The sequence below is a fragment of the Larkinella soli genome, from assembly GCF_003703975.1.
GTDB classification, from domain to species: Bacteria; Bacteroidota; Bacteroidia; order Cytophagales; family Spirosomataceae; genus Larkinella; species Larkinella soli.
This window is the reverse complement of sequence record NZ_QTJY01000041.1, coordinates 1-6,868: the sequence shown is the minus strand read 5'-3', so window position 1 is coordinate 6,868 and position 6,868 is coordinate 1. Positions and strand designations below refer to the sequence as shown.

The following is a 6,868-nucleotide window of genomic DNA, read 5'->3' as shown; positions in this document are numbered from 1 at the left end:
AGAAGTATCAATTGTCTTGACCGTTCACATTGTGGAGTGAGTTGAGCGAAAATAAAGAAGGTTAACGTAGTAAAGAATGGCCGTTATATTTTGACTACCTAATGTGTTTTGGGGCTGCTTTTACGAAGAACTTTATGAATAGTTTATTTAACAAAGCCAGGAAGTTTAACGATCATGATCCCTACGAACGATCTCGCCTTCCCTTGATCAACTTCTTTAAATACGAATCATTAAAGATTCTTGGTCACTTATCACCGGAGTAATTTAAGTTTTCTACATTCGCTTTATCGATTCGACTATTCATTTCTAGTAAGGTTATGAAAACGCTATGTACTTTTCTATTTTTTTGTGTAATAAGTGTCCGCATTTGCTTGGCTCAAGTGCCGGCTCTGGCACTTGATACAGACTCCACCTTTCGCCGGGCACTCAAGGAGATTCGCTACCCTGAACTTAGACGGCTAGCCCAGCAAACGACCATCGTTTTTGTTCAGTTTACCCTAACGCCGCAAGGAAAAGTCACCCAGATCAAGTATTTGAATGAGGATGAGGTGGATAACCCTTTTGTCTATAAGGTCCAACAGATCGTTGAGCAACTACCCACCTTACCAGCTTCTTATGCCGGCGAGTATGTATTGCCCGTGGGCTTTGAATCCGAAAATAGCCAGGGCAAGAAACGACTTACGAAGGAAGACCGGGCGGCTCTGGCCCGCACGTTTGTTCAACTAACCCGCTCTCGCGTGTTGCTCAGCGAAGTCTATGTGCCGGCTTCGAATTGGTAAACCAGGAGGCGTCTTTTAAATGGAGCCTGGCAGAGACTTGTTGACCGGCGAAAAACGCCCCAATAGTAAGCCCCCTATTGTTGAAGTTGTCTTACCAACGGAGGATTTTGCAAGACATGCGATATATTGCATACATAAATAGTGGTCATTCTATTTTAATGGGGTACAATTCATCCCACTGGGCAAGAGCCTAACCGTACTGTGTGGGACCAACTAATCTTCAGGAAGAGGTAGGGATATCTTCGCTTAACTTGTAATCACAGTTTATTTCCACCGTGTCAACCCGCGCACCTAGGTTCTGGTAAAAAGCAATAGCGTTCGTATTCCAGTTGGATACCTGCCAGCGTACTTTCTTACAGCTCTGTTCTTTTGCCAGATTGATTACTGCCTTTAGAAGCTGCCTGCCGACGCCTTGTTTTCTATACTCTTCTTTCACATATAAGTCGTCGAGATACAAGGCCTTACCTGTCCAGGAATAATAAGCAGGAAAATAGGTAGCAAAACCAATCAGATCCTTGGCCTCTGTTTCGGCTACCAGACAGTAAAACAGGTGCTGGTCTTGCTGCATTTGCTCAGCAGTGATGGTCACGTTGTGAGGAACGCCTTGAAAAAGAGCGAACTCGTTAATTAACCTTACTATCTGGGAATAATCCGCTGGGTGAGCAGTTCTTATCGTCACTTCCATGAGCCTATTTTGTCAACTTTGTCAAGTTCCAGTAAAGAAAAGCAGGATTTGTGCAGCAACAGGTGGATAATGAAAGCATGACCGTTAGGTGAGAAATCAACTTGGGGGTGCGAAACCCAACTAATTGTGCAAAGTCGCACTTTACTAATGGTTCAGTAAATAGATAACAATTTGACCATAAGCTAAATATGGCCTGGCACTAGCTTTGGTAAAGGGCTAATAAAACCAAATAGTGGTTAGAAGGAGTACCTCTTAACTGTTCTACGGTCGAACAACAACACCTTGTAAACAGATGCCTTTATTTATTAAAGCCAATCCCTTCCATCAGAAACACACGATGAAACGTCTTTGTACGAACACGCGGCTGCTAAGCCTTACCCTACTTCTATTGGTCTACGGCTTCACCCGGGGACAAAATCAATCAACCGCCACGTTGTATCTGGGGCAAACTCCACCCCATCAAGGGCAGCAACTGTTTGCTCCTGGTTTAATATCCCTGAAAGAACAGTACGAATTTGGCTCCGTATTTTCCAGGGATGGCAACGAGTTTTACTTTGCGGTCGAATTACAACGGGGGAAGCCTTTTCTGCAATACTGTAAACGGCAAAACGGGCAATGGACTAAGCCGCAAACCCTGCTGACTCACGAGCAATACAGCTTTAATGATCCCTTCCTTTCGCCCGACCAGCAGCGGCTCTACTTCATCTCTGACCAGCCTTTAAACGGAAAGGGTCCCAAAAAGGACGTTGACATCTGGTTCATCCAGCGGCAGGGCCAAGGCTGGTCGGAGCCGGTCAATGCTGGACCGGCAATTAACTCACCCAAGAATGAATACTACGTTTCTTTTACCAGTACAGGGACTATGTACTTCTCTTCCAACAGAGGCACATCCAAAGAACAGGATAAAAATTACGATATCTATACTTCCCGGTATGAGAAAGGCACTTTTCAACCGGCCCAAAAGCTAGGCTCTGCCATCAACTCCGAGCATTACGAAGCCGATGTCTTCGTCGCTCCGGACGAGAGGTACTTAATCTACTGCGCCGAAAGACCTGATGGCAAAGGCCAAGGTGATTTGTGGATTAGCTTCAAGGACAAAAACGGAGCCTGGCAACCGGCTAAGAACATGGGCAGTGCCATCAACACCCCCGGCTATGACTTCTGTCCTTTCGTCACTGCGGATGGCAAGTACTTGTTTCTGTCCCGTGATGGGGACATCTATTGGGTATCTGCTCAGATTATCCAAACATTAAAGTAAGGCTAGCCCAAACACCCATTGCGTTCGCCTTGAATTCCGTTAGCGTAATAATTAATTACTATCCTTAATCCTTTTTCGTTTTCTTTCCACTAAGTATACCAGAAAGTTATGTGGACAACCGAATCGTTGTGGTTTGAGGTAGCCATTGTCAGTATCGTGTTTGCTATAGGGAATATGACCATGGGCCATTTTGAAGAACGAACTCCTAAACTTAGAAGGGTGGGCAAGTACCTTTTGATCCTGACGTTGATTTGTGGAATCTCAGTGGTCTTTGGTCGGTCTGCCTCCATGATTACCTTCGGTCTGTTTATCCTCCCTTTTGTATACATTCACTTATACTTCCTGCCTAAGAAAAAGGGCATCAACGGCTGGACAGGCGAGCCTAAAAGCAAGTATTACGACTTTCGAGGGTGGAATAAAGATCTGTTTACGGAGTAAGAGAAGAGCGAAGCTAAAACAAAAAGGTCTGGTGCTGTTGCCTACCTGGCGACACGGACAGTCTAATGTAAAGAGGATCATTCGAGACGCCACTAAGTTACCTTTCGCTACCCCATTTGGGGATGAAAAAATAAGATGGATTGATCTCAGTCGCCTAATTTTAGAATAAGCACTTCTTTCAGTTCCTTATAAGGAACTGGACCTCCGTTGAGGAAGCAGGTATCTGTTTACGAACTCGAGCGACCAATCCGTGCGTAAAACTCGTCTCGGTACGTGTTGGAGATGGGCAATACCACTGGCCCCAGGTAGATGCGATCCCGCTCTACGGACTCGATCTTATCCAGCGCGACCAGGTAGGATTTGTGAACCCGACAAAACTGCGGCCGGGGTAACCGCTGTTCCAGCGCACTGAAGGTTTCCAGCGTCATGATCTTTTCGGCCGTCAGGTGAAGCCGCCGGTAGTCCCGCATCCCTTCAATATACAGGATTTGCTCAAAGGCGACTTTTTGCAGGCGGTACTCGGTTTTGACGAACAAAAAAGAGGGAAGGACTTCTTCCGGGCTTTTGCCGGTCCGTTGCCGGGCCCGGGTCACGGCCTGCAAAAACCGCTCAAAGCTGTAGGGTTTCAAGAGGTAATCTACGACCTGGAGGTCAAAGGCCCGCAGCGCGTACTGGTCGTAAGCTGTCGTGAGCACCACGGCCGGCGGTGCCGGCAGCGCTTCCAGGAGCTGAAGACCCGTGATGCCGTCCATTTCGATATCCAGAAAGACCAGGTCGATCGGCTCCTGCTGCAGAATCACTAACGCATCCAGGCCGTTGTCCACGGCTCCGCAAAGGCTCAGAAAGGGAATCCGGCGGATGTATTCTTCCAGCCGCAACCGGGCCAGGGGTTCGTCTTCAACCAGCAGACAGCGCATGGGCCTGTAGCGATAGGGTTAAGTTCACCGAATAAGTCGTATTCGTTGCTTCAATGAGCAGGGTATGCTGCTGGGGGTACAGCAACGCTAAACGCTGGCGTAGTAAATCCTGACCCAGTCCCCCCTGCTGCTGGGTGGTCGGTCGGGACGAGTCAAGCAGGTTCACACACTGAAAACGGACGCCGTGATCCTCCACCGCAATCTGGATACGAATGGCTTCGGCTACGTTTTTTCGGGTGGCGTATTTGAAGGCATTTTCCAGGTAGGGCATGAAGAGCATGGGGGCAATCCAAAGGCCGTCGGCCTCGCCCTCCAGCTGCAGCGTGACGTAGTGCGCATGGGCCGTTCGGATGCGCTGTAACTCGACGTATTTTTCGATACAAGCCAGCTCCTGCGCCAGGGGAATCTGTTCCGCCTGGGTTTCATACAGGCTAAACCGCAGCAGATCCGAGAGTTTATTCAGGTACAGCGACGCCCGGGGCGCATCGTGCTCAATCAGAACATCGATGTTATGGAGCGTATTGAACAAAAAGTGGGGATTCAGCTGCGCCTTGATCCAGGCTAGTTCCGTTTGCAGCTGCCGGTTGGCCATCCGCTCCCGCAGGTGAATCTCGGTATACCAGGTCAGCGATCCGCGCAGCAGCGTGCCTGTAACGGCATTGACCAGGGCCAGCAGGGCAAAGCCTACCAGCAGCACGAGCTGATCGGCCATGGAGAATAGAATCCATTGCACCGTATCCAGGCTTAAATAGAGGAGCAGGGTCGTGCTCAGCGACACCAGCAGGGTCGACACCAGGGCAATCCCCAGACAGACCAGAGTGCCCAGTCCTAGGAAGAGCCGGGTGCGTCGGGTGGGCAGGTAGCGGGGCGCCAACCCGCCGTAAAAGGTGTAGAAACTGGCGGCTCCCGTCAGGAAGGTGAACAAAAGAATGGCGATCCAATCATCCGCTTCGGGGAGAGCCGGCTGGTCGGTGGCCTGGGCGATCATCAGCAGGAAGCTGACCAGGAAGCCGTACAGGAGCCAGTAACTCAGGTGCAGGCCCAGGCGCGTGGATTGTTTCATCGGGGGGGAGCCAGAAAAAAGTGGGCAATGGTTTCGACCTCCGGCAAGTTAATTCGGACGCCACTCATATTGGCCGTGACGGCGACGACTAATTTTTCGCCGGGATATACCAGCAGAAACGTTCGTCCCCCGTCGATGGAACCGCCATGGTGAACCATCCGTCGTCGCTGCGCATCGGCACCGATGCGCCACCCCAGGCCATAGGCGGTATTAGTCCCATTGGCCAACACCTGCGGATGAAGAAGCAGGGCGGTCGTCGAGGGGCGGAGGAAAGTACCGCTGAACAGGGCGCAGCCGGCTTTGACTAAATCAACTGGAGTGGATAACAGCCCCCCACCGGCCCACTTGTAGCTGTTGTCCACCAGGGCGGCATTGACCAGCCTTCCTTGCCGGTGTTCGTAGAACCGGACCCGGTGGCTGACCAGGCTATCGGCGTAATCGGCCCCCGTGCTGCGCATTCCCAGCTGGTCAAAAACGGCCTGTTGCATGAAGGTGAGGTAGTCAGTTCCGCTGGCCCCTTCGATGACCGCACTGAGCAGCGAATAGCCGTAGGTGGAGTAGTGATAGGCGGTACCGGGGGGAGACATCAGGCTGTCGGCGCTGAATATGGTTAAGCCGGCCTGGACTGTCGGGTAACGAATCGGGCAAGCGATGGGATCGTTCTCCCGGTAGTGGCGAATACCCGCCGTGTGGGTCGCCAGTTGACGGGCCGTGATCGGGTATTGTTTCGGAAGGAAGTCAGGCAGGTACCGTTGGATCGGCGCATCCAGGTCAAGTCGGTGGTCTTCCACCAGGCGGCCGACCGCCAGCGAGGTCAGGGATTTGGAAACCGATCCGATCCGAAATTTAGACTGAAGGGTGACGGGTTGCCGGTTTTCCAGATCTGCGAATCCAAAGCCCTGCGCCCAGAGAATCTGCCCGCTTGCTGCCACACAAATCGAGAGGCCCGGGATGTCTTGCCGGCGTCGCAAGGAATCCAGGTAGAGCTGGGCCTTTTGAATGGCGTTTCCATACGCCGGGTGTTGAATCATTTCCGGCGGCCGATCGCCTTGGGCAAAGGCGAAAGGCAGGTAAAATAGACAGGCCAATAAAAGCAACATTCTCATCGTAGTACGGATTTGGTTCATGAATAGGCCAAAGTTGTCTCTGTACTGCCTACATCCGAAATACACTCTGCCACTTAGCTAAATTAATCGGCTACCTTACCATTTTAACCGGCAAGTAGCAGTTCGAGTAAGAGAGAGCGACCATGGATCAAATCATGCACCTAGCTGCTCTATACCGAAGGATATTTCTTCGGTCTCCTTAAATGCTCTTTTTTTGAGACACTTTCCGTAATGATTAGGGAGTCGCCTATTCGATCTAAGAATGATTTGTTTTGCTTGATACTGGGTTGTTCCCCTCAGGGAGTCACTAAAAATTCAATGCCGATGAACACCGCCATGGAAGGCAGTGCCTCTCCAGCGATCCCTACCCTCTTTTCGCCATAAAAAAGCTTAGTCCGCCACAGACTAAGCCTTCTAAATCTCGCCATAATCGGCTACCGCTTTACGGTGGTGGGTGGAAAAGGTACATGAACCCTTCCACATTTCCTTGGTGAGGCCTCCTAAACCGGGAATATTCACCTCCCGATGGCCGTCTTAGGGCAGCTGTCGGGGTTTCTTACGCTAGGAAAAGGCTTTTTACAAGCGATCAGCCTAGTGCATGTCCAAATTAAAGATTAGAAGC

General features: G+C 50.6%; 7 protein-coding genes. 3 read left to right on the top strand and 4 right to left on the bottom strand.

Going from position 1 to position 6,868, the window contains the following annotated elements:
- The first annotated feature begins 317 nt into the window (after nt 1-317).
- Nucleotides 318-779, top strand: a complete 462-nt coding sequence (locus DX909_RS29180; protein WP_128548842.1) for an energy transducer TonB — start codon at nt 318-320, stop codon at nt 777-779.
- Nucleotides 780-999: 220 nt separating this feature from the next.
- Here the strand turns inward: DX909_RS29180 and DX909_RS29175 are convergent, their stop codons facing one another.
- On the bottom strand, nt 1,000-1,464 hold the full coding sequence (locus DX909_RS29175; RefSeq protein WP_128548840.1) for a GNAT family N-acetyltransferase: 465 nt from the start codon (nt 1,462-1,464) through the stop codon (nt 1,000-1,002).
- 337 nt (nt 1,465-1,801) lie between these two features.
- Here DX909_RS29175 and DX909_RS29170 point away from each other — a divergent pair, with 337 nt between their 5' ends.
- Nucleotides 1,802-2,722, top strand: a complete 921-nt coding sequence (locus DX909_RS29170) for a PD40 domain-containing protein (protein ID WP_128548843.1) — start codon at nt 1,802-1,804, stop codon at nt 2,720-2,722.
- Nucleotides 2,723-2,830: 108 nt separating this feature from the next.
- Complete coding sequence (locus tag DX909_RS29165; protein WP_128548838.1) at nt 2,831-3,160, top strand: hypothetical protein; 330 nt, start codon at nt 2,831-2,833, stop codon at nt 3,158-3,160.
- Nucleotides 3,161-3,387: 227 nt separating this feature from the next.
- On the opposite strand, the gene DX909_RS29160 is transcribed toward DX909_RS29165, so the two are convergent.
- From DX909_RS29160 to DX909_RS29150, 3 genes are read right to left on the bottom strand one after another with little or no spacing between them, the layout of a single operon-like run.
- Nucleotides 3,388-4,077: a LytR/AlgR family response regulator transcription factor gene (locus DX909_RS29160; RefSeq protein ID WP_128548836.1), complete on the bottom strand. Its 690-nt coding sequence runs from the start codon at nt 4,075-4,077 to the stop codon at nt 3,388-3,390.
- Nucleotides 4,058-5,140 carry a sensor histidine kinase gene (locus DX909_RS29155; RefSeq protein WP_128548834.1) on the bottom strand — a complete coding sequence of 361 codons (1,083 nt, stop codon included), beginning with the start codon at nt 5,138-5,140 and terminating at the stop codon, nt 4,058-4,060. The genes DX909_RS29160 and DX909_RS29155 overlap by 20 nt, the downstream gene beginning before the upstream one ends.
- A complete protein-coding gene (locus DX909_RS29150) occupies nt 5,137-6,111 on the bottom strand; it encodes a serine hydrolase domain-containing protein (protein WP_164851454.1) in 975 nt (324 codons plus the stop codon). The genes DX909_RS29155 and DX909_RS29150 overlap by 4 nt, the downstream gene beginning before the upstream one ends.
- Between the last annotated feature and the right edge of the window lie 757 nt (nt 6,112-6,868).

What these genes read in the sequence shown, in the direction of transcription:
- DX909_RS29180 (WP_128548842.1), top strand. Translation starts at nt 318, where the DNA reads ATGAAAACGCTATGTACTTTTCTATTTTTTTGTGTAATAAGTGTCCGC.
- DX909_RS29175 (WP_128548840.1), bottom strand. Translation starts at nt 1,464, where the DNA reads ATGGAAGTGACGATAAGAACTGCTCACCCAGCGGATTATTCCCAGATA.
- DX909_RS29170 (WP_128548843.1), top strand. Translation starts at nt 1,802, where the DNA reads ATGAAACGTCTTTGTACGAACACGCGGCTGCTAAGCCTTACCCTACTT.
- DX909_RS29165 (WP_128548838.1), top strand. Translation starts at nt 2,831, where the DNA reads ATGTGGACAACCGAATCGTTGTGGTTTGAGGTAGCCATTGTCAGTATC.
- DX909_RS29160 (WP_128548836.1), bottom strand. Translation starts at nt 4,077, where the DNA reads ATGCGCTGTCTGCTGGTTGAAGACGAACCCCTGGCCCGGTTGCGGCTG.
- DX909_RS29155 (WP_128548834.1), bottom strand. Translation starts at nt 5,140, where the DNA reads ATGAAACAATCCACGCGCCTGGGCCTGCACCTGAGTTACTGGCTCCTG.